The following is a 20,633-nucleotide window of genomic DNA, read 5'->3' as shown; positions in this document are numbered from 1 at the left end:
GGGTACCCGTGTCTCGCGGCGGCCCGGTCCCGCTCATCCGTCACGGTCCCGCCGCGCCCGGGCCCCGGCTCAGATGTCGCGGTCCGCCGACCGCCAGACATCCGGCAGTTCCGCCTCCACGGCCGCCGCTCTGGCCCGCTCGGCCGCGATCAGCGCCGTGTACGCCTCGGTGGGCTCCCCCGCCTCCCGTGCCTCCCGCGCGGTACGGCCGAGCGCCGCCCGGCACATCACGCTGTCCTGGTGCTCGCCGAGGAGCTGCTGGACGGACTTCATCCGGCCGGTGTGGGCGGCGGCCCGCTTGCCGAGCACCGGCTGCGCGGCCTCGCCGCAGTAGCGGGCGCGCTTGGCGGATTTGCGGGCCTCGTGCAGCGCGATGTCGCGGTCGTCGCCTGGCGGCAGCGCCAGCGCGGCCTGGATCTGCCGCCGCAGCCGCAGGTGGTCGCGGCCCACGGCCGCGGTGGCGGCCTCGTGGGCGGGCGCGGCGGCCGACACCAGGAACGGCGGCAGCACGAGCAGCGCCTCCAGGCGGTCGAGCAGCGCGAAGTAGCGGATCCCGTTCAGCACCCGGACCAGGGCCGCGTGGGAGCGCGCGTGGCTGTCGGCGGCCAGGCCCCGCAGCCGGTCGCGTACGGCCGCGGTGACCAGCGCGGGGTCGGTCTCGGCGAGCAGCCCGTCCACGCGGTCCGCGAGGACCTCGCGGTCGCGTTCGGTGCCGAGGACGGCGGCCAGCCACTTCAGCTCCGCGCCGAGCGGGTCGGTGGCACCGCGGTCCAGCTCCCTGCGGAAGCTCTTGAGGGCGCTGCGGGCCCTGCGGGTGGCGACCCGCATCCGGTGCACGGCGTCCTCCTGGTCGCGCCGCACCAGCGGGTCGAGCGCGAGGATCGCGGTGAGCTGTTCGCGCAGGTACCCGGTGGCGACCTCGCCCGCGGTGGCGGGGGTGCCGGGCGGCGCGGGCGGTTCGGCGAGCCGGTCGCCGAGCGCGCGGGCCAGTTTGGAGCGGGAGCCCGAGCGGCGCTGTCCCGCCGCCGTCAGCCGTTCCTCGACGGCGTCCAGCAGGGCGGGCGGGCCGCGCATCAGCTCGACCTCGGTCTCGGTCCAGCTCGGGCCGTCCGCCCCCGCGTCGGCGCCGGTCTCGTAAGCACCGGTCTCGTACGCACCGGTCTCGTCGGCACCCGCCTCGTACGCACCGGTCTCGTACGCGCCCGCCGCGTACACGTACGCCGCGACCTCGTCGTGGGCGATCTCGGCGAGCGCGCCGCCCTCCGCGTCCAGCAGCAGGGTCCGGTGCCGGGTGGTGCGCAGCCGGACCACCGGGTTCAGCGGGCGGCCCCTGAGCAGCGCGGCGACCTCGGTGCGCAGCTCCTCGGGCGGGGCGTCGTCGGCGGCGCCCAGCGGGACACGGACCTCGGTGCGGGTGTCGGGCTCGCCGGTGGGCAGTTTCAGGTGCCAGCCCGCGTCCTCGCCCCCGGTACGGCGGCGGAGCGTGGTGCGGTGGGCGGCCAGCGCGAGGCCGGCGGTGTCGTAGTAGACGGCGTCGAGGAGGACGGGGTCCAGGCGCCGGATTCCGGCGACGGACGGCAGTCCTTCGAGGTCGGGAGGCGTCAGGGGGCGGCCGGGGCCGTCACCGGCCTCGTACTTGCGTTCGGTCTCGCGCACTCGCTGACCCATGCTCGACGGTAACCGGGCACCCCGCCCGCGAGCAATGGCGCGGCCGGCCGGGACGGGATCCGCGGACCCCTTCCGACCGGCCGGGCCCGCGCGTCACGCCGACATCGGCCGTTGCATCCGTACGGACTGCAACAGACCTATGGCCACACAGTTGGCGAACATCGATGATCCGCCGTACGACACAAAGGGCAAGGGGATACCCGCGACCGGCATGATGCCCAGCGTCATGCCGATGTTCTCGAAGGACTGGAAGGCGAACCAGGCGACGATTCCGGCGGCGACGATCGTGCCGTACAGGTCGGTGGCATTGCGGGCGATGGCGCAGGCCCGCCACAGGATGAGGCCGATCAGCGCGATGATCAGGGCGGCGCCGAGGAAGCCCAGTTCCTCGCCCGCGACCGAGAAGACGAAGTCCGTCTGCTGCTCGGGCACGAACTGCCCGGTGGTCTGGCTGCCGTGGAACAGGCCCTTGCCGAGCAGGCCGCCGGAGCCGATGGCGATCCGCGCCTGGCTGGTGTTGTAGCCGACGCCCGCCGGGTCCAGGGCGGGGTTGGCGAAGGCCGCGAAGCGGTCGATCTGGTACTTGTCCAGGATGCCGAGCTGCCAGACGGCGAGGGCGCCGCCGATCCCGGCGGCGATCAGGCCGAACACCCAGCGGTTGGACGCGCCGGAGGAGAGCAGCACCCCGAGCACGATCGCCGCCATCACCATCACCGAGCCGAGGTCCGGCATCATCATGATGATCAGGATCGGCAGCGCGGCCAGGCCCAGCGACTGGAGCACGGTCCGGTGGTCCGGATGCTCGCGGTCGCCCGCGTCCACCCGCGCCGACAGCACCATCGCCATGCCGAGGATGATCGCGACCTTCACGAATTCCGACGGCTGGAGCGAGAAGCCGCCGCCGATCACGATCCACGAGTGCGCGCCGTTGACGGTCGAGCCGAGAGGGCTGAGCACCGCGAGGATGCCGAGGATCGCCAGCACGTAGTAGAACGGCACGATGCCGCGCATCCTGCGGTGCCCTATGACGACGACACCGATCGCGAGACCCGCGCCGATCCCGGCGTTCATCAGGTGCCGCATCAGGAAGTAGTACTGGTCGCCATGGGTGAGATTGGTGCGGTTGCGGGTCGCGGAGTACACCAGCATCGTGCCGATGGCGGTCAGCGCGAGGGACGCGAAGAGCAGCACCCAGTCCATCCGGCGCGCTATCGAGTCGCGGGCGAAGAGCTTGCCCAGCGTGGACCGCTCGGGGGTGAAGCGGCGGATCGAGTAGCTGTTGGTGGCACTCATGACCAGGATTTCCTGCCCTGCAGCAGCTTCTCGGTGCGGGTCGGGGTGAGGGCCGCGAGCACCGGGCCCGGGTCGCCCGGCGTGCCGTGCTGCGACGGCGTCAAGGTGGTGTCGGAGGCGGGCACGACGACGCCGTCACCGGAGATCTTCGGCAGCGCGGCGACCGGCTTGGGCATGATGCCCTTGCTCGCGTCGATCTTCGGGCCGTCCTTCTCGATGCCGTACATCGCCTCGTAGATCCGGCGGACCGCGGTGCCCGAGGCGCCGGAGCCGGTACCGGCCTGCGAGATCGTCATCACGATCGTGTAGTCCTTGGTGTACGTGGTCAGCCACGAGGTCGTCTGCTTGCCGGAGACCTCGGCGGTACCGGTCTTGGCGTGCAGCGTGATCTTGTCCTGCGGCCAGCCGGCGAACTTCCAGTTGGCCGTACCGTCCGTGACGACGCCCGCGGTGGCCTTGTTGATGTACTTCAGCGTCGACTTGGAGTCGGGCAGCTTGCCCGCCACCTTCGGCTTGATCGGCGTGACGGTCTTGCCGTCCGCGCTGACCACGGCCTTCCCTATGGTCGGCTGGTACAGCGTGCCGCCGTTGGCGAGCGCCGCGTAGATCCGGGCCATCTGGATCGGCGTGACGAGCGTGTCGCCCTGGCCGATCGCGTAGTTGACGGAGTCACCGGCGCGCAGCACGTAACCGTCGGTGCAGTTCTCCCGCGCGATGGCGGTGGCCAGGTCGTTCTTCTTACTGGTCTTCTTGAGCTTGCACCAGTAGTCCTTCATCGCGTCGTAGTAGCTCTGCTTCCACTGACGGTCGGGGACGCGGCCGGTGACCTCGCCCGGCAGGTCGATGCCGGTCTTGGTGCCGAGGCCGAACTGGTGGGCGGTCTTGTAGAACCAGTCCTTGGGGTGCTTGGGGTCGGTGCCGCCGTCCTTCTGCCACTGGTCGTACGCGATGCCGTAGAACACGGTGTCGCAGGAGACCTCCAGGGCGCGGCCGAGCGAGATGTCGCCGAAGCTCTCGTTCTCGAAGTTCTTGAAGACCTGGTTGCCGATGGTCATCGACGAGGTGCAGGGGTAGCCGCCGTTGATGTCGTAACCGGCGTTGACGGCCGCCGAGGTGGACACCACCTTGAAGGTGGAGCCGGGCGCCGACTGGCCCTGCGTGGCGCGGTTGAGCAGCGGGTAGTTGGACTCGGTCTCGTTGAGCGCCTTGTAGTCCTTGGCGGAGATCCCGCCGACCCACTCGTTGGGGTCGTAGGTGGGGGCGCTGGCCATGGCGATGACCTGGCCGGTGTTGTTGTCCAGGACGACGGCCGCGCCGGAGTCGGCCTTGTAGTTCTGGTGGGTGATGCTGTCGTACGTCTTGCGCGCGTCGGCCATGGCCTGCGCGAGTTCCTTCTCGGTGAGCGCCTGGACCTTGGAGTCGATGCTGGTCACCAGGTTCGCGCCGGGCTGCGCCGGGGTGTCGCCCGCCTTGCCGATCACCCGGCCGAGGTTGTCGACCTCGTAGCGGGTCACGCCCGCCTTGCCGCGCAACTGCGCGTCGTAGACGCTCTCCAGGCCGGAGCGGCCGATCTGGTCGGAGCGCTGGAGCGGCGCCTCGGTCTTCTCCGAGGCGGTCAGCTCCGCGTCGGTGACCGGCGACAGATAGCCGAGGACCTGCGCGGTGTTCGCCTTGGAAGGACTGGGGTAGCGGCGTACGGCGGTGGGCTCGGCGGTGACGCCGGGGAAGTCCTCGCGCCGCTCCATGATCTGGAGCGCCTGCTGGGTGGTGGCCTCGTCGGTGATCGGGATCGGCTGGTACGGCGACCCGTTCCAGCACGGCTTGGGCGTCTTCGCGTCGCACAGCCGCACCTTGTCGGTGACTTCCTTGGGGGTCAGCCCGAGGACACCGGCGAGCCGGGTCAGTACGGCCAGGCCGTCGTCGCGCTGCTTGAGCAGGTCGGTACGGGAGGCGGAGACCACCAGGCGCGTCTGGTTGTCGGCGAGCGGCACACCGCGGTCGTCGAGGATCGAGCCGCGGACGGCCGGGGTGACGACCTGCTGGATGTGGTTGTTCGCGGCCTTCTGGTCGTACTCCTGGCCGTTGCGGATCTGGAGGTACCACAGGCGTCCGCCGAGGGTGAGCAGCAGGGACACCACGAGGATCTGGAGGATCACCAGGCGGATCGTGACCCGGGAGGTGCGCCCGGTCTCCGGGATGTTGCTCACCTTCTGGCCCCCCTGGGCATCGAGGCCATCGTCTTGGCCCGGCCGAACAGGCCGCGCTGCGGGCTGATCCCGGAACCGGTCCTGGTACGGGTGGGCCGGGTGCGCAGCGCGCTGCCGCCGAAGCCGCCGGTCGGGTCCTCGGTGAGCGGATCGTGGTCGAAGCGTCTGGCCAGGGCCATCACGAGCGGCACCACGAAGGGCGCGAGCAGCAGGTCGTAGACGGTCGCGGTGAACACCAGCTTGGGCAGGCCCACATGGGCGCCCGCGGTGTCGCCGACGAGGCTGCCGACGCCCGCGTACAGCAGTGTGGTGCCGACGGCCGCGCCGATCACGACGAGCATGGGTCCGGCGGCCGTGCGCAGTTGGCCGCTCTCGGGCTTGGCGAGTCCCGCCAGGTAGCCGATGACGCACAGCACGAGCGCGTAGCGGCCGACCGCGTGGTCGGCCGGTGGCGCGAGGTCGGCGAGCAGTCCCGCGCCGAAGCCGACCAGGCAGCCGCCGACGTGGCCGTAGGCGATGGCCAGGCCGAGCACGGTCAGCAGCAGCAGGTCGGGGACCGCGCCGGGCAGGTGCAGCCGGGCCAGCACGCTGACCTGGGCGACCATGGCGATCACCACGAGGACGGTGGAGAGCACGATCCGGTTGAGGCGCACGGTGTCTCAGCCCCTCTTGCCGTTGCTTGTCGTATTTTCCGTGGTGCCGGCCGTGGTGCCGGGGGTGGCGCCGCCGGTCGGGGTCGAGCCGGGCTTGGGCGTGGATGTGGGCTTCGGCTTGGGCGACGGGGTCGGCTTCGGCGGCAGCACGCTGTCGCGCGGGTCGGCACGCGGGCCCTGGACGACGACACCGACGATGTCCAGCCGGGTGAAGCCGACGAACGGCTGCACCTGGACGGTCTTGGTGAGGTTGCCGCCCGAGGGGTCGACGCCGACGACCTTGCCGACCGGCACGCCCGGCACGAACGGCTTGCCCGCCTCGGAGCCGAAGGTGACCAGCCGGTCGCCGTTGTGCACCGTGGCCTTGCCGTTGAGGAGCTGCACGCGCATCGGCTGGTTGCCCTGGCCGGTGGCGAAGCCCAGCTCCATGGAGCCCTCCATGCGGGTGCCCACGGTGAAGTCCGGGTCGTTGGCGAGCAGCACCGTGGAGGTGGAGGGGCCGACGGTGGTGACCCGGCCGACCAGGCCGTCACCGTCGATGACCGTCATGTCGCGGGTGACGCCGTCCTTGCTGCCCGCGTCGATGGTGACCGTCCAGGAGAATCCCTGCGCGGCTCCTATCGCGATGACCTGCGCGCCCTTGATGGCGTACTGCCCGGCGCCCGCGGTCTTCAGCAGCTTGTCCAGCTCCGCCGCCCGGTTACGGGTGACGTCCTTGCTGCCGAGCTGCTGCTTGAGCGCCTCGTTCTCGCGTTGCAGGCGGCTGATGGTGCTGTTGCGTCCGCCGGAGTCGCGGACCGCGTCTATGGCGTTGCCCACCGGGTCGACAACGCCTGACACGGAGTTCTCGACGGGGCCGAAGACGGACTGCGCCGCCTGCCGTGGCCGGTCGAGCGGTGAGTCCTCACCGCCCCTGATGTCCACGGTGATCAGCGCGAACGCGATCACCACCAGCAGCACCAGCAGAAGCCGGCTCTCTCGTGTGTCCCTCACGGGCGCCAGTCCGTGCCTTCCTCATCGGACCTGCCGCCGCTGTGCACCGCGGCCGGTCAGAGCTTGTGGGGCGGGTTCCCGCCGTCGCTGCGGGCGACCGGTGAGCCCGTGTGCTGCCCGTGCCTCATCTGCGTGGCGAGGAGTCGAGCACCTGCTGGAGTGCCTCGAATTCCTCGACGCACTTGCCCGCGCCCAGCGCCACGCAGTCCAGCGGCGACTCGGCGATGTGAATGGGCATTCCCGTCTCGTGCCGCAGCCGCTCGTCCAGGCCGCGCAGCAGCGCGCCGCCGCCGGCCAGCACGATCCCGCGGTCCATGATGTCGCCGGACAGCTCGGGCGGGCACTTGTCCAGGGTGGTCTTCACCGCGTCGACGATCGCGTTGACCGGCTCCTCGATGGCCTTGCGCACCTCGGCCGCGGAGATCACCACGGTCTTGGGCAGGCCGCTGACCAGGTCACGGCCGCGGATCTCGGTGTGCTCGTCGTCGTCCTTGGAGGCGAAGGCGGAGCCGATGGTGAGCTTGATCTGCTCCGCGGTCCGCTCACCGAGCAGGAGGCTGTACTCCTTCTTGATGTGCTGGATGATCGCGTTGTCCAGCTCGTCACCCGCGACGCGGATGGACTGGGCGGTGACGATGCCGCCGAGGCTGATCACCGCGACCTCGGTGGTGCCGCCGCCGATGTCCACCACCATGTTGCCGGTGGCCTCGTGCACCGGGAGCCCGGCGCCGATCGCCGCCGCCATCGGCTCCTCGATGATGTGCACGGTACGGGCGCCGGCCTGCGTGGTCGCCTCGATGACGGCGCGTCGCTCGACTCCGGTGATGCCGGAGGGCACGCAGACGACCACCCGCGGGCGGGCCAGGTACCGCCGCTTGTGGATCTTGAGGATGAAGTAGCGCAGCATGCGCTCGGTGATCTCGAAGTCGGCGATGACGCCGTCCTTCAGGGGGCGCACCGCGACGATGTTGCCGGGGGTGCGGCCGATCATCTTCTTGGCCTCGGAACCGACCGCGAGGATGCCGCCGGTGTTGGTGTTGACGGCCACGACCGACGGCTCGTTCAGGACGATCCCGCGGCCCCTGACGTACACCAGCGTGTTGGCCGTCCCGAGGTCGACTGCCATGTCACGGCCGATGAACGACATGTTGTTCGCCATGTGGATACGTCTGGCCTTCCCGAGCTTGAGCGGAGATTCCATCGTAGTCGCGCCCGGCGGGGCACGGGGTCGGGGTTCCGACGTCATTGTCATCAGAACACACAGCGGACCTCTGTAATGGTGACGCCGTGTCGGGGTGTTTGGTTCCCGATCGCCGACGGCATATGCCCGGGGCGGCGGGATTCCCCCGGGCGCCTGGTCCGACGGGGCGTCAGCAACGGTACTCCGTACCCGAACAGCCAGGTCCCGGGATTAGGCCAGACCGGGGAAGAAGATCTTGATCTCGCGCTCGGCGGACTCCTCGGAGTCCGAGGCGTGGATCAGATTCTCCCGGACAATCGTCCCGAAGTCCCCCCGAATGGAGCCCGGCGCGGCGGCGATCGGGTCGGTCGGACCGGCCAGCGCGCGGACGCCCTCGATGACCCGCTCGCCCTCGACGACCATCGCGACCGCGGGGCCCGACGCCATGAAGTCCATCAGCGGCTCGTAGAACGGGCGGCCGACGTGCTCGGCGTAGTGCTGCTCCAGCGTGCCGCGGTCCAGGGTGCGCAGTTCGAGCGCGGCGACGGTCCAGCCCGCCTTGCGTTCGATGCGGCCGACGACCTCGCCGATCAGGCCGCGGCGGACGGTGTCCGGCTTGAGAAGGACAAGGGTGCGCTGCGACACGGGACGGCTCCTGCTGTGTGCGGTCTACGGGTTCGGTGTACGGGTTCTCTGTACGGGTGCGGTGTGCGGCCGGCGGGGTGCGGCCGCGGGGGGCGCGGCCGTATGGGCTCCGGCCGGCGGGGTGCGAAGTACGACGAGCCTACAAGGGCGGGCGGTGCCCGGCGGACACCGGGCCGGGACGGACGGGACGGACGGTGCCGCTGGGGTCACGCTTCCTGGGCCCGCGCACGGTCTTGTGCCTGCGCCTCGGCCTGCGCCGCGTGCCGGGCCTTCAGGACGTCCACCTTGCGCCCGTAGTGGATCGCCGCCCACCACAGACCGGCGAAGATCACGCCGAGGAAGAACATCGTGCCGACCCAGTACCCGCTGACCACCAGCGCGGCCTGGAGCACCCAGCCGACGGTCAGCGCGCCCGGCCGGGTGAGCATCCCGCACAGCAGCACGCACAGCGCCATGGCGATCCCGCACACCGTCCAGACGGTGCCCATCGACAGGTCGGGATGCTTCATCGCGACCAGACCGGCGAAGCCGATGACGAAGAACTCGCCGATCAGCGTGCTCGCGCACAGCGTCCGCATCGTCCCGCCCCCTTCACTTGCGGCCCAGCAGCAGCCGGGCCTCTCCGACGGTGATGACGGAACCGGTGACCAGCACTCCGGCCCCGGAGAACTCGCCCTCGTCCTCGGCGAGCGTGATCGCCGCCTCCAGCGCGTCGTCCAGCCTCGGCTCGACCTGCACCCGGTCGTCCCCGAACACCTCGACGGCCAGCGCCGCCAATTCGTCCACGTCCATCGCGCGGTGCGTCGAGTTACGGGTGACGACGACCTCGGAGAAGACCGGCTCGAACGCCTCCAGCAGCCCGCGTACGTCCTTGTCGCCGCTCGGCCCGACCACACCGACCAGGTGCGTGAAGCCGAACGCCTCACCGACCGCGGCCGCCGCGGCGGCCGCGCCCGCCGGATTGTGCGCCGCGTCCAGGACCACGGTGGGGCTGCGGCGCACCACCTCCAGGCGGCCGGGCGAGGTGACCGAGGCGAACGCGGCCCGCACGGTGTCCATGTCGAGGGTGCGCGACTGGGTGCTGCCGATGCCGAAGAACGCCTCGACGGCGGCCAGCGCGACCGCCGCGTTGTGCGCCTGGTGCTCGCCGTGCAGTGGCAGGAAGACCTGTTCGTACTCGCCGCCCAGGCCGCGCAGCGTCAGCAGTTGCCCGCCGACGGCGACCTCGCGGTGCACGACGCCGAACTCCATGCCCTCGCGGGCGACCGTCGCGTCCGCCTCCACGGCCCGCTTGAGCAGCGTCTGCGCCGCGTCGGCGGGCTGCTGGGCCAGGACGGCGGTGGCGTTCTTCTTGATGATGCCGCTCTTCTCCACCGCGATCTCGCCGGGCGTGGAGCCCAGCCGGTCGGTGTGGTCGAGCGCGATCGGGGTGACCACGGCGACCTGGCCGTCCACCACGTTGGTGGCGTCCCAGCCGCCGCCCATGCCGACCTCGACCACCGCGACGTCGACCGGCGCGTCCGCGAAGGCCGCGTACGCCATCCCGGTGAGCACCTCGAAGAACGACAGCCGGTGCGGCTGCGCGTCGTCCACCATGCCGACGAAGGGCTGGATGTCGCGGTAGGTCTCGATGAACCGCTCGGCGGAGATCGGCGCGCCGTCCAGGCTGATCCGCTCGGTGACGGACTGCACGTGCGGGCTGGTGTAGCGGCCGGTGCGCAGGTCGAAGGAGAGCAGCAGCCGCTCGATCATCCGGGCGGTGCTGGTCTTGCCGTTGGTGCCGGTGATGTGGATCGCCGGGTAGGCGCGCTGCGGGTCGCCGAGGACGTCCATCAGCGCCGTGATCCGGTCGAGCGAGGGCTCCAGCTTCGTCTCGGGCCAGCGGCCGAGCAGCTCCTCCTCGACCGTGCGCAGCTCCCGGTCGACGGCGGGGTCCGCGGGCCGCGCCGGTACGTCGTCCTCGGCCGCGACCGGGCTGACACCGGCCCGCAGCGTCCGGCTGCCCGCCTCGATGACGGCCAGGTCGGCCTCGCGGAGGGTACCGTCGGCCGCCCCGTCCGCGTCCTCGACGTCGTCGTCCACGTCGTAGGCCGTGTCCTGGATTTCGTACGCGTCGTCTTCGGGGCCGTCGCCGTTGTGCGGGTGCTCGCTCACAGCGCCCAGTCTACGGAGCCCGCGAGCGGAAACGGCCACGGGCCCGGACCGCGGGTGCGCGGTCCGGGCCCGTGGCACACGGTGGCCCTTCGGGGCGGGCGGCCCTCGGTGCGGTCAGGCCGAAGGGAGGGCCGCGATCTGCGCGGTGATCCGGGCGATGTCGGCCTCGGCGGTCGCCAGCCGCGTACGGATCTTGGCCACCACCGGCTCGGGCGCCTTGCCGAGGAACGCCTCGTTGCCCAGCTTCTTCTCGGCGTCGGCCTTCTCCTTCTCGGCCAGGCCGAGATCCTTGGTGAGCCGCTTGCGCTCGGCCGGAACGTCGATCGTGCCGGACAGGTCGAGCGCGACCGTGGCGCCCGCGACCGGCAGCGTCGCGGTGGCGTGGAAGTCCTCGCCCGCGGGCTGGAGCCGGAGCACCTGGCGGATGGCGTCCTCGTGCGGCGCGAGCAGCGTCCCGTCCAGGGTCAGCAGCGCCGGGACCTTCTGGCCGGGCTGGAGCCCCTGGTCGGAGCGGAAGCGGCGGACCTCGGTGACCACCCGCTGGACCTCGGCGATCTCCGCCTCGGCCGCCGCGTCCCGGAAGCCGCTGTCGCTCGGCCAGTCCGCGACGACCAGCGACTCGCCGCCGGTCAGCGTCGTCCACAGCGTCTCGGTGACGAAGGGGACGATCGGGTGCAGCAGCCGCAGCATCACGTCCAGGACCTCGCCCAGGACCCGCCCGGAGACCCGGGCGCCGTCGCCGCCCGCGAAGAAGACGGTCTTGGACAGCTCCACATACCAGTCGAAGACCTCGTCCCACGCGAAGTGGTAGAGGCTGTCGCTGAGCTTCGCGAACTGGTAGTCGTCGTACAGGCCGTTGACCTCGGCGACGACCGTGTTCAGCCGGGACAGGATCCACCGGTCGGTGGCCGACAGCTCCTCGGGCGCGGGCAGCGGGCCCTGGACCGTGGCGCCGTTCATCAGCGCGAAGCGCGTGGCGTTCCAGATCTTGTTGGCGAAGTTGCGGGACGCCTGGACCCAGTCCTCGCCGATCGGCACGTCGGCGCCGGGGTTGGCGCCGCGGGCCAGGGTGAAGCGGACGGCGTCCGAGCCGTACTTGTCCATCCAGTCCAGCGGGTCCACCGAGTTGGGGTTGGACTTGGACATCTTCTTGCCGAACTCGTCGCGGACCAGCCCGGTCAGCGCGATGGTGTGGAACGGCGGGGTGCCGTCCATCGCGTACAGGCCGAACATCATCATCCGGGCGACCCAGAAGAAGATGATGTCGTGGCCGGTGAGCAGGACGTCGGTCGGATAGAACTTCTCCAGATCCGGCGTCTGTTCGGGCCAGCCCAGCGTGGAGAACGGCCACAGGGCGGACGAGAACCAGGTGTCCAGGACGTCGGAGTCCTGCGTCCAGCCCTCGCCGGACGGCACCTCGTCGTCCGGTCCGACGCAGATCTGCTGGCCGTTCGGCCCGTACCAGACGGGGATGCGGTGGCCCCACCACAACTGGCGCGAGATGCACCAGTCGTGCATGTTGTCGACCCAGTCGAAGTACCGCTTGTTCAGCTCCGACGGGTGGATCCTGACCCGGCCGTCGCGGACCGCGTCGCCGGACGCCTTCGCCAGCGGCTCGACCCTGACCCACCACTGGAGGGACAGCCGCGGCTCGATGGTGGTCTTGCAGCGCGAGCAGTGGCCGACGGAGTGGACGTAAGGACGCTTCTCCGCGACGATCCGGCCCTGTTCGCGCAGCGCCTCGACGATCGCGGACCGCGCCTCGAAGCGGTCCAGGCCCTGGAAGGGGCCGGGCGCGGTGATGACCGCGCGCTCGTCCATGACGGTCAGCGACTCCAGGCCGTGCCGCTGGCCGATCGCGAAGTCGTTCGGGTCGTGCGCGGGCGTCACCTTGACGGCGCCGGTGCCGAACTCCGGGTCGACGTGCGTGTCGGCGACGACCGGGATCGTCCGGTCGGTGAGCGGCAGCTTGATCCGCTTGCCGACCAGGTGCCGGTACCGCTCGTCGTCCGGGTGGACGGCGACGGCGGTGTCGCCGAGCATCGTCTCGACGCGGGTGGTCGCCACGACGACCGTCTCGTCGCCCTCGCCGTACTTCAGCGAGACCAACTCGCCGTCGTCGTCCTGGTAGTCGACCTCGATGTCCGAGATCGCCGTCATACAGCGCGGACACCAGTTGATGATCCGCTCGGCGCGGTAGATCAGCTCGTCGTCGTACAGCTTCTTGAAGATGGTCTGGACGGCCTTGGACAGGCCCTCGTCCATGGTGAAGCGCTCGCGGGACCAGTCCACGCCGTCGCCGAGGCGGCGCATCTGGCCGAGGATCCGGCCGCCGTACTCCTCTTTCCACTGCCAGACGCGGTCGACGAACGCCTCGCGGCCGATGTCGTGCCGGGACTTGCCCTCGTCGGCGAGCTGCTGCTCGACCTTGTTCTGGGTGGCGATGCCCGCGTGGTCCATGCCGGGCAGCCACAGCGACTCGTAACCCTGCATCCGCTTGCGGCGGGTGAGGGCGTCCATCAGCGTGTGCTGGAAGGCGTGACCCAGGTGGAGCGTGCCCGTGACGTTCGGCGGCGGGATGACGATGGTGTACGCGGGCTTGTCGCTCTTCGCGTCCGCCTCGAAGTAGCCGCGTTCTACCCAGCGCTCGTACAGCGCCCCCTCTACCTCGGCCGGCGTGTAGGTCGTCGGCAGTTCGGGGGTGCTGTGCGGCCCGCGGTCGGGGCTCTGCTGAGAGTTGTCGGTCACGGCACGATTCTACGGTGGCGGACCATCCCGTTACGAATCCGTATCGCCCCCGCTGTAAGAACCCGATAAAGGATCGGCGAGGATGGTCCGACGGTCGTAAACGAGGGGACCACCTGACATGAGTGACAACCAGCCGCCGCCGAACCCGTACGGGCACCAGCCCCAGCAGGGCGGATACGGGCAGCCGCAGCCGCAGCAGCCGCAGCAGGGCGGATACGGGCAGCCGCAGCAAGGTGGTTACGGCCAGCCGCCGCAGCAGCCGTACGGCCAGCCCCAGGGGCAGCCCGGTTACGGCTACCCCCAGCAGGGCCCGCCGCAGCAGGCGCCGTACGGGCAGCCGCAGCAGCAGCCGGGCTACGGCTACGGCGGCCAGCCGCCCGTGCCGCCGCAGGGCGGTGGCGGCGGGAAGCGCACCGGGATCATCATCGGCGCCGTGGTGGCGCTGGTCGCGATCGGCGCCGGGGTCTTCTTCCTCACCAAGGGCAGTGACGGCGACAACAGCGCCAACGGCGGCAAGGGCGGCGGCGGCAAGAGCACCGTCAAGAACGACGGCAAGCAGTACAAGCTCATCACGCCCGAGACCGTCGCGGAGACGTACAAGAAGTCGAAGGACGCGGACACCGGCGACGGCTTCGACGCCAAGGACGTCACGCTGCTCAAGACGCTCGGCGTCACCGACCCCCAGCAGGTCAGCTCGGGCTACACCAGCGGGTCCCAACTCACCGGCAAGCTGCTGGAGTTCAGCGGTGTCTACGGCAAGGTCGCGGACCCGCAGAAGGTGGTCGACGGCATGTTCGCCGACCTGAAGAAGCAGGCCGCCGACGACAAGGAATCCGGCGGCGGCAAGACCGAACTGGTCGGCAGCCCGCAGAAGGTGCAGCCCGCGGGCATGGACGACGCCGTCATGTCGTGCCAGAACACCAAGTACACCGAGGGCAGCAAGTCGTTCACCACACCGATCTGCCTGTGGGCCGACTACAGCACCGTCGGCTACACCCTGCCGGTCGACCTGACGACGGCCACCACCGGGGTCGGCAGCGGCATGCCGATCGACGAGGCGGCGGCGCTCACCGCGAAGGTCCGCAAGGACGTGCGCGTCCCGCTCAACTGACGCCGTACGCCGACGCGTTCGGCGTGAGCGTTCCGCGGAGCCGTTCCGCGCAGACGGAAGGGGGCGCCCGGATCCACCGGGCGCCCCCTTCGCGTGTGTTCGTACTGTGGCGCTACGCGCTCTTCTGCTCGCCCTTGCCGACGATGCGCGGTTCACGCGGCACCAGCGTCGGGTTGACGTTGGAGTGCACGACATCGGCCGTGATGACGACCCGGGCCACGTCCTTGCGGGACGGCACCTCGTACATCACCGACTGGAGGACTTCCTCCATGATGGCCCGCAGACCGCGGGCGCCGGTCTGCCGCAGGATCGCCTGGTCCGCGATGGACTCCAGCGCGCCGTGCTCGAACTCCAGCTCCACACCGTCGAGTTCGAAGAGTTTTTGGTACTGCTTCACCAGCGCGTTGCGCGGCTCGACCAGAATCTGGAGGAGCGCCTCGCGGTCGAGGTTGTGCACGCTGGTGATGACGGGCAGCCGTCCGATGAACTCGGGGATCATGCCGAACTTGACCAGGTCCTCCGGCATGATCTCGGAGAACTGGTCGGCCATGTCCAGCTCGCGCTTGGAGCGGATGGTCGCACCGAAGCCGATGCCCTTGGCGCCCGCGCGGGACTCGATGATCTTCTCCAGACCGGAGAAGGCACCGCCCACGATGAACAGCACGTTCGTGGTGTCGATCTGGATGAACTCCTGGTGCGGGTGCTTGCGCCCGCCCTGCGGCGGCACCGAGGCCGTCGTGCCCTCCAGGATCTTCAGCAGCGCCTGCTGCACGCCCTCGCCGGACACATCGCGGGTGATCGACGGATTCTCGCTCTTGCGGGCGACCTTGTCGATCTCGTCGATGTAGATGATCCCGGTCTCGGCCTTCTTGACGTCGTAGTCCGCCGCCTGGATCAGCTTCAGCAGGATGTTCTCGACGTCCTCGCCCACGTAACCGGCCTCGGTGAGGGCGGTCGCGTCCGCGATGGCGAACGGCACGTTGAGCATGCGGGCCAGCGTCTGGGCCAGCAGCGTCTTGCCGGAGCCCGTCGGGCCGAGCAGCAGGATGTTGGACTTCGCCAGCTCGATCGCGTCGTCGTGCCCGCGGCCGGCGTTCTCACCCGCCTGGACCCGCTTGTAGTGGTTGTACACCGCGACCGACAGGGCCTTCTTCGCGGGCGTCTGCCCGACCACGTAGCCCTCGAGGAACTCGTAGATCTCCCGCGGCTTGGGCAGGTCCTCCCAGCGCACCTCGGAGGACTCGGCCAGCTCCTCCTCGATGATCTCGTTGCAGAGATCGATGCACTCGTCGCAGATGTACACACCAGGGCCTGCGATGAGCTTCTTCACCTGCTTCTGGCTCTTTCCGCAGAATGAGCACTTCAGCAGGTCGCCGCCGTCACCGATGCGTGCCACGAGGTGTTTCCCCTTCGCCTGGGATCCGCCGAGATCAACGGAGCCTGGTGCTTCTCTCATCGACGGTACCTTGCCGCGACCCCCGTGTGGGCCCCCCTTGGACGTACTCACTCAGTGGAGTCCAAGGAGGGCCACCCGCGCGACCGGTCCGTTGTCCGACTGTGTTCAGACCGTCACAGAGGTCTTGCGGGTCGAGACGATCTGGTCGACCAGCCCGTAGGCCAGCGACTCCTCGGCGGTAAGGATCTTGTCCCGCTCGATGTCGTCGCGGATCTGCTCGATCGGCGTCGTGGAGTGCTTGGCCAGCATCTCTTCGAGCTGCTGCCGCATCCGGATGATCTCGTTGGCGGCGATCTCCAGGTCGGAGACCTGCCCGCGGCCGGTCTCGCTGTACGGCTGGTGGATCAGCACCCGCGCGTTCGGCAGCGCCATCCGCTTGCCGGGGCTGCCGGCGGCCAGCAGGACCGCGGCGGCGGACGCCGCCTGGCCCATGCAGACCGTCTGGATGTCCGGCTTCACGAACTGCATCGTGTCGTAGATCGCCGTCAGCGCGGTGAAGGAGCCGCCGGGGCTGTTGATGTAGACCGAGATGTCCCGGTCGGGGTCCATGGACTCCAGGCACAGGAGCTGCGCCATGACGTCGTTGGCCGACGCGTCGTCGATCTGCACGCCGAGGAAGATCACGCGCTCCTCGAAGAGCTTCGCGTACGGGTCGTACTCGCGCACGCCCTGCGAGGTGCGCTCGACGAAGCGCGGAATGATGTAGCGGGCCTCGGCACCGAACACACCGGGCCGCTCGGCCTCGGTGCGCTCGTACAGGCCGCTGCCGGGGAAGTTCATGCTGTTCACGTCCACCGTCCTGGTGATGATGCGGAAGCTGGGTGCTGTCGGCTGGGGTTCCTGAACGGATCAGGCGCCGGTGCCGCCACCGCCCGGGACCTCCGTGGCGGACAGCATGACGCCGTCCAGCAGGCCGTACTCCTTGGCCTCCTCGGCGGAGAACCAGCGGTCGCGGTCGGAGTCCTTGGTGATCTGGTCGAAGCTCTGCCCGGAGTGCTGGGCGATCAGCTCGGCCATGCGGCGCTTGGTGTGCAGCAACTGCTCGGCCTGGATCTTGATGTCGGTGGCGGAGCCGCCGAGACCCGCGGAGGGCTGGTGCATCAGGATGCGGGTGTTCGGCAGGGCGAAGCGCTTGCCGGGGGTGCCCGCGGTCAGCAGGAACTGGCCCATCGAGGCGGCCATGCCCATGGCGATCGTCACGACGTCGTTCTTGATGAACTGCATCGTGTCGTAGATCGCCATACCGGCGGTCACGGAGCCGCCGGGGCTGTTGATGTAGAGGAAGATGTCCTTGTCCGGCTCGGCTGCCAGGAGAAGGAGCTGGGCGGTGATCTTGTTGGCGATGTCATCGTCGACCGCCTGGCCGAGGAAGATGATTCGCTCGCCGAGCAGTCGGTTGTAGACCTGGTCGCCGAGGCCACCGAGAGTCGGCTCGCCGGCGGCGGAAGGCATCGGAGTCGTCACGTATCCACCTGCTCGTTGTCGGACGGCCGTGAAGCCGTCACAGGGTCTTCGTCCGGGCCGGGGCCGACCCCTTCTGGTGCCGAGCCCCCGCCCTCCTACTTACGGACCCTAACGCGCAGGTGGGGCCCAGCAATCCCCTACGCGGAACTGTTCGCTGCCAGCGGAGACCAAGACGCCGCGCCGGCACAGGGGGTTGGTGGCCCGGCCCGGACGTGCCTGCGCGTTCACCTCGCGGAGGCGGGTGCTTCGAGGGGCGCGGGGAACCGCGCGGCACGTCCCCACCGGCCGGTGGTCCGAGAACAACCGTGACTGCCCCCTCCGGGGCCGGTGGTGACGTGCAGCCGTCGTCGTGGCTGATCGCGCGGTTCCCCGCGCCCCTGACGGGGCTCAGACCTGCTCGACAGGCTCCGGCTTCTCGTCGGCGGCCTCGACGGCCTCGACCGTCTCGCCGTCCTCGTCCTCTTCGTCCTCGAGGTCCACGACCTCACCGTTGGTGTCCGTGACCTTGACGGACTCCACGACGACCGCGAGCGCCTTGCCGCGGGCGACCTCGCCGACGAGCATCGGCACCTGGCCGCCTTCGACGACGGCCTGGGCGAACTGGTCGGGAGACATCCCGGAGGTCGCCGCACGGCGCATGAGGTGCTCGGTCAGCTCTTCCTGGTTGACGGAGAGCTTCTCCTTGTTGACCAGTTCGTCCAGCAGGAACTGGGTCTTGATGCCCTTGACCGCCTGGGCCTCGAGCTCCGCGTCGTACTCCTCGCGCGTCTTGCCCTCGCGCTCCAGGTACGTGTCCCAGTCCAGACCCATCTGCGGGAACTGGTGGTGCTCCAGGTTGTGGGTCCTGGTCTCGATCTCGTCCTTGAGCAGCTTCTCCGGGATCGGCACCTCGGACAGCTCGATGAGCGCGTCGAGGACCTTCTCCTGGGCGGCGGTCGCCTGGTCGTACTGCTTCATCCGCTCCAGGCGCTTGCGGCTGTCCGCGCGCAGCTCCTCAAGGGTGTCGAACTCGCTCGCGAGCTGGGCGAAGTCGTCGTCCAGGGCGGGCAGTTCGCGGGCCTGTACGTCGGAGACGTCGACCTTGACCTCGGCGGCGCTGCCGGCGGCGGAGCCGCCCTTCAGCTCGGAGGTGAAGGTGGCGGAGCCACCGGCCTCCAGGCCGATGACGGCCTCGTCGATGCCGTCGAGGAGCTGGCCGGAGCCGATGGTGTAGCTGACGCCCTTGGCGACGCCGTCCTCCAGCACCTCGCCGTCGACGGAGGCTTCGAGGTCGACGATCACGACGTCGCCCTCGGCCGCCGCGCGCTCGACCGTGGTGGTCGAGGCGAAGCGGTCACGGAGCTGCTCCAGCGAGGTGTCGACGTCCTCGTCGGTGACCTCGACGGCGTCCACGACGACCTCGATGCCGGAGTAGTCCGGGATCTCGATCGCGGGGCGGATGTCCACCTCGGCGGTGAACTTCAGCTCGTCACCGTCGTTGAACTCGGTGATGTCGACGTCGGGCTGGCCGAGTACGTTCAGCTCACCCTCGTTGACCGCCTCCGTGTAGAACTTCGGCAGCGCGTCGTTGATGGCCTCTTCGAGGACCGCGCCACGGCCGAACCGCTGGTCGATGACGCGCGCAGGGATCTTGCCCTTGCGGAAGCCCGGCACCGTGACCTGCTGGTTGATCTTCTTGTACGCCGCGTCGAGGCTGGGCTTGAGCTCCTCGAAGGGCACCTCGACAGTGAGTCGAACCCGAGTCGGGTTCAGAGTCTCGACGGCGCTCTTCACGGTTGGGTCTCCTTGGGGGCTTTACGTTGATGGGGGCGGCCGGATCATCCGGTGATCTCGCCGGATCGTCCGGTGATCTCGTCCGGCAAGCAGTACACGGCATGCCGCGCGCTCGGTCGCCAGCGGCCCATCCTACCGGTACCACAATGCGCACGGTCCGGGCCTTCGTGCCCCGGCCCCCAGAATCCCCTCGGGATCGCGGAACCGCTGGTCGGGGTGGCCGGATTCGAACCGACGGCCTTCCGCTCCCAAAGCGGACGCGCTACCAAGCTGCGCCACACCCCGCTGGTGCGACACGTAGAGTACATGCCCCCGTACGCGTGGGCAGCCGGTATTCCCCCGCCGGTTCACCGGTTCGACCGGCTACTATCCGATGTGCCACAATCACTGGCGCATCACACTCCCGCGGGCGTAGCTCAATGGTAGAGCCCTAGTCTTCCAAACTAGCTACGCGGGTTCGATTCCCGTCGCCCGCTCCACGGCCTCCGGCCCGGTCGGTATCACCCGACCGGCGTCCGGGGGCTTTCTGTTTCCCCGGGCCGCGACCGGCGCCGGGTCGGCCGGGGTCGGCCCGGATCGGCCGGGGTCGGCCGGGGTCGGCCGGGGTCGGCCGGGGTCGGCCGGGGTCGGCTCGGGTCGGCGCGGATCGGCCCGGGTCGCGGCCTTCTAGTCGACCGGGATGCCCTGGGGGGACTTGATGCGCTTCATGATCATCTGGGAGTTGACGTCGCTGACGCCCGGCAGGTCGATGAGCTGGTCGGTCCAGAAGCGCTCGTAGGCGTCGGAGTCGGCGACGGCGATGCGCAGGAGGCAGCCGGGGGCGCCGTAGAGGCGGTAGGCCTCGACGACGTCGGGGGTGGACTGGACCTCGGCCTCGAAGGCGGCGACGGAGGCGCGGTCGCGGCGTACCTCGACGGAGGCGAAGACCTCGAAGCCGCGGCCGACGGCGGCCGGGGCGACGACCGCACGGTAGGTCTCGATCACTCCGTCGTCCTCCAGCTGCCGCACCCGGCGCAGGCACGGGGAGGGCGTGAGGCCGACCCGCTGGGCCAGTTCCTGGTTGCTCAGCCGGCCGTCGGCCTGGAGCTCGCGCAAGATTCGTCTGTCGATGGCGTCCATGGTGGCAATACCTACCACTCGGTGGCCGAATACCGGTCGGTACGAGCAATCAAATGTCAGGTCTACGCGCATATCATTGCACCGGGTGCAGAGTGGGTAAGTGTCACCCCGAGGAGTGGGGACATCCGGCGGCGTCCGGAGAGCCCCGCGCGAACGCACCGGACGCGCA

General features: G+C 69.9%; 16 protein-coding genes and 2 tRNA genes. 2 read left to right on the top strand and 16 right to left on the bottom strand.

The genetic code is table 11. The features are described 5' to 3' along the window. Positions 1-69: 69 nt before the first annotated feature. The 10 genes from ACZ4EF_RS04170 to ACZ4EF_RS04125 form a co-directional block, all read right to left on the bottom strand. The gene (locus ACZ4EF_RS04170; protein WP_467502682.1) at positions 70-1,668 is read right to left on the bottom strand and encodes a CYTH and CHAD domain-containing protein; all 1,599 of its coding nucleotides are present in this window, start codon (positions 1,666-1,668) and stop codon (positions 70-72) included. A gap of 93 nt (positions 1,669-1,761) precedes the next feature. Further along, the gene (gene rodA / locus ACZ4EF_RS04165; RefSeq protein ID WP_355349549.1) at positions 1,762-2,961 is read right to left on the bottom strand and encodes a rod shape-determining protein RodA; all 1,200 of its coding nucleotides are present in this window, start codon (positions 2,959-2,961) and stop codon (positions 1,762-1,764) included. Next, complete coding sequence (gene mrdA, locus ACZ4EF_RS04160; protein ID WP_467502680.1) at positions 2,958-5,168, bottom strand: penicillin-binding protein 2; 2,211 nt, start codon at positions 5,166-5,168, stop codon at positions 2,958-2,960. The genes rodA and mrdA overlap by 4 nt, the downstream gene beginning before the upstream one ends. Next, complete coding sequence (gene mreD, locus ACZ4EF_RS04155) at positions 5,165-5,821, bottom strand: rod shape-determining protein MreD (protein ID WP_391047608.1); 657 nt, start codon at positions 5,819-5,821, stop codon at positions 5,165-5,167. Before mreD ends, mrdA begins: the two co-directional genes overlap by 4 nt. Positions 5,822-5,827: 6 nt before the next feature. Beyond that, positions 5,828-6,814, bottom strand: coding sequence for a rod shape-determining protein MreC (gene mreC, locus ACZ4EF_RS04150; RefSeq protein WP_391160352.1), 987 nt, complete (start codon positions 6,812-6,814; stop codon positions 5,828-5,830). 124 nt (positions 6,815-6,938) lie between these two features. Next, complete coding sequence (locus ACZ4EF_RS04145; protein ID WP_355349577.1) at positions 6,939-7,961, bottom strand: rod shape-determining protein; 1,023 nt, start codon at positions 7,959-7,961, stop codon at positions 6,939-6,941. 264 nt (positions 7,962-8,225) lie between these two features. Further along, entirely contained in the window at positions 8,226-8,639 is a 414-nt protein-coding gene (ndk, locus tag ACZ4EF_RS04140; RefSeq protein ID WP_188282321.1) for a nucleoside-diphosphate kinase, read from the bottom strand. A 206-nt stretch (positions 8,640-8,845) separates the two neighbouring features. Beyond that, the gene (locus tag ACZ4EF_RS04135; protein WP_467345790.1) at positions 8,846-9,217 is read right to left on the bottom strand and encodes a DUF4233 domain-containing protein; all 372 of its coding nucleotides are present in this window, start codon (positions 9,215-9,217) and stop codon (positions 8,846-8,848) included. Positions 9,218-9,230: 13 nt separating this feature from the next. Further along, positions 9,231-10,793, bottom strand: a complete 1,563-nt coding sequence (gene folC, locus ACZ4EF_RS04130; RefSeq protein ID WP_401304554.1) for a bifunctional tetrahydrofolate synthase/dihydrofolate synthase — start codon at positions 10,791-10,793, stop codon at positions 9,231-9,233. Positions 10,794-10,907: 114 nt separating this feature from the next. After that, entirely contained in the window at positions 10,908-13,541 is a 2,634-nt protein-coding gene (locus ACZ4EF_RS04125; protein ID WP_467502676.1) for a valine--tRNA ligase, read from the bottom strand. 118 nt (positions 13,542-13,659) lie between these two features. Here ACZ4EF_RS04125 and ACZ4EF_RS04120 point away from each other — a divergent pair, with 118 nt between their 5' ends. Beyond that, a complete protein-coding gene (locus tag ACZ4EF_RS04120; RefSeq protein WP_467502674.1) occupies positions 13,660-14,652 on the top strand; it encodes a hypothetical protein in 993 nt (330 codons plus the stop codon). Positions 14,653-14,764: 112 nt separating this feature from the next. Here the strand turns inward: ACZ4EF_RS04120 and clpX are convergent, their stop codons facing one another. From clpX to ACZ4EF_RS04095, 5 genes are all read right to left on the bottom strand, one after another. After that, positions 14,765-16,048 (bottom strand): ATP-dependent Clp protease ATP-binding subunit ClpX, encoded by a 1,284-nt coding sequence (clpX, locus tag ACZ4EF_RS04115; protein WP_188282316.1) that lies wholly within the window; start codon positions 16,046-16,048, stop codon positions 14,765-14,767. Between the two features lie 165 nt (positions 16,049-16,213). Next, positions 16,214-16,888 (bottom strand): ATP-dependent Clp protease proteolytic subunit, encoded by a 675-nt coding sequence (locus ACZ4EF_RS04110; RefSeq protein ID WP_223187111.1) that lies wholly within the window; start codon positions 16,886-16,888, stop codon positions 16,214-16,216. 69 nt (positions 16,889-16,957) lie between these two features. Then, positions 16,958-17,560, bottom strand: coding sequence for an ATP-dependent Clp protease proteolytic subunit (locus ACZ4EF_RS04105; protein ID WP_355349570.1), 603 nt, complete (start codon positions 17,558-17,560; stop codon positions 16,958-16,960). Positions 17,561-17,959: 399 nt separating this feature from the next. Beyond that, positions 17,960-19,345, bottom strand: coding sequence for a trigger factor (tig, locus tag ACZ4EF_RS04100; RefSeq protein WP_467502672.1), 1,386 nt, complete (start codon positions 19,343-19,345; stop codon positions 17,960-17,962). Between the two features lie 208 nt (positions 19,346-19,553). Then, a tRNA-Pro gene (locus ACZ4EF_RS04095) sits at positions 19,554-19,630 on the bottom strand. 120 nt (positions 19,631-19,750) lie between these two features. Between ACZ4EF_RS04095 and ACZ4EF_RS04090 the strand changes: the two genes are divergently transcribed. Further along, a tRNA-Gly gene (locus ACZ4EF_RS04090) sits at positions 19,751-19,824 on the top strand. Between the two features lie 187 nt (positions 19,825-20,011). Here the strand turns inward: ACZ4EF_RS04090 and ACZ4EF_RS04085 are convergent. Then, entirely contained in the window at positions 20,012-20,464 is a 453-nt protein-coding gene (locus tag ACZ4EF_RS04085; RefSeq protein ID WP_355349524.1) for an Lrp/AsnC family transcriptional regulator, read from the bottom strand. Positions 20,465-20,633: the final 169 nt, after the last annotated feature.

Source organism: Streptomyces sp. NPDC025721, assembly GCF_055558595.1.
This window is presented reverse-complemented; position numbering and strand designations above follow the sequence as displayed.